Origin of the sequence: Spiroplasma sp. hy2, from assembly GCF_044714365.1 — a bacterium.
GTDB classification, from domain to species: Bacteria; Bacillota_I; Bacilli_A; order Mycoplasmatales; family Mycoplasmataceae; genus Spiroplasma; species Spiroplasma phoeniceum.
Window position 1 is genome coordinate 1 of the sequence record NZ_RXFZ02000209.1, and the last position, 1,531, is coordinate 1,531.

Sequence of the window (1,531 nt, forward strand, 5' to 3'; positions counted from 1 at the left end):
GTGTGCAGAATTAATATCACCACCACCAATATTTAAACCACGGTCATTAAATACAGTATAAAAATTATAATAATCATTAATATTTAATTTATCTGCATCTTCATCTAAAATTAATAAAGTATATTGTCTTTCAGTTGATTATTGAGTAAATACTTGTTCAAATTTAGCTTCACCAAATTGAATTGAACTTCTATCATCAATAATATAAGCATCTCAATATTTACCAACTTTAACTTCTTTTGTATAAAAATTATCTGCTTTATTATCATTATTAATAAAATAACTTAATTTATATTGATTTAAGTATTCTAGCATTATATTAACATCATAAATGTTTTCACCATCAATTAATTTTCAATAAATATTATTATTTTCATCTTTTAATTTTATCGCAAATGGTGTTTCATTATTGGCTCATATAGTTGAGTTAATTGGTTGTTTATTAAAATCATCAATCATTAATATATTAATTTCTTCACCTTTATATTTTTGGACTATTTTTAAACTACCCTGTCATTGAGCAATCGTACTTTCCATATTATCAAATATGCGTGAATAACTACCATAATCACTTGGTTTAGCATTGTTAGGTTTTCAACCTGTTTCAGTATCAGGTATATATGAACTATAAACATTAAACGGAAATACCATTCAATGACGATTGTCTTTTATGTTTTCTCTTATATCTATTAAAGTATCATGGGCTTGTCTTCTTAATTCTTCCATAACACCTGGGTTAATTCTACTCATTTGTTAATTCTCCTTAATTTCTGTTCTACCTTGTAAGGCATTTTGATTATTACCAGTTTCATCATATTCTAGTAATTTATTATTATGTTCTATTTCTTTAGTTTGCATTTTATCTTGTCATTCTTCTATTTTTTCAAAATATTTAGTTGCTTCTAATTCATCAATATTATCATATTCAGTTATAGCTCTTATTGGTTCCATTGTGCCATTATCTAATCTAGCAGTAATTAATTCATTTTGTCGCATTTGGTCTACTAAACTAGCACTAATAAAATCAAATCCATAAGGTCTTTCACCATTTCCATCTCATAAACCATAATATTTTAAAACAGTATCAAACATTTTAGTATAATATTGTTTACGATATGCTTGTAAATATGCTTGTTTTTCTAAATCTTTTGTTTTAGTTAATAATGATTGTGTTTTATTTTGATCATTATCTGATTTATCACCAAAAGGACTAGAAAAATGACATGCTAAGTATACTTGTTCAATAATTGATTTTTGGTCTTCGGTATATGTTTCTAAGGTTGGTGTACCTTGTACTACTTGTAAAGATTGRGATAATTGACCATCTACGGCTGATTGACCTGATTGAATAAAAATATCATCAAATACATCTTGTAATACTTTTTTATTGCCTTTGTTATAGGCAGTCATTAAATCATCATCTAATACCCCATATCAATGCGTACGATTTGCTCATCTTTCTTTTGATTTAATATTAAAACTATCTTCTAAATCAAATTGTAATTTATAACAATTTGCCATTGTAGGTSAT

The 1,531-nt window shown here is 25.8% G+C and carries 2 protein-coding genes; both read right to left on the reverse strand.

What is annotated here, in order from left to right; translation table 4 throughout:
- Positions 1-138: 138 nt before the first annotated feature.
- Positions 139-750 carry a hypothetical protein gene (locus EHV01_RS05460; RefSeq protein WP_422066573.1) on the reverse strand — a complete coding sequence of 204 codons (612 nt, stop codon included), beginning with the start codon at positions 748-750 and terminating at the stop codon, positions 139-141.
- Between the two features lie 3 nt (positions 751-753).
- A partial coding sequence (locus EHV01_RS05465) for a hypothetical protein (protein ID WP_422066574.1) occupies positions 754-1,531 on the reverse strand: 778 nt, incomplete at its 5' end.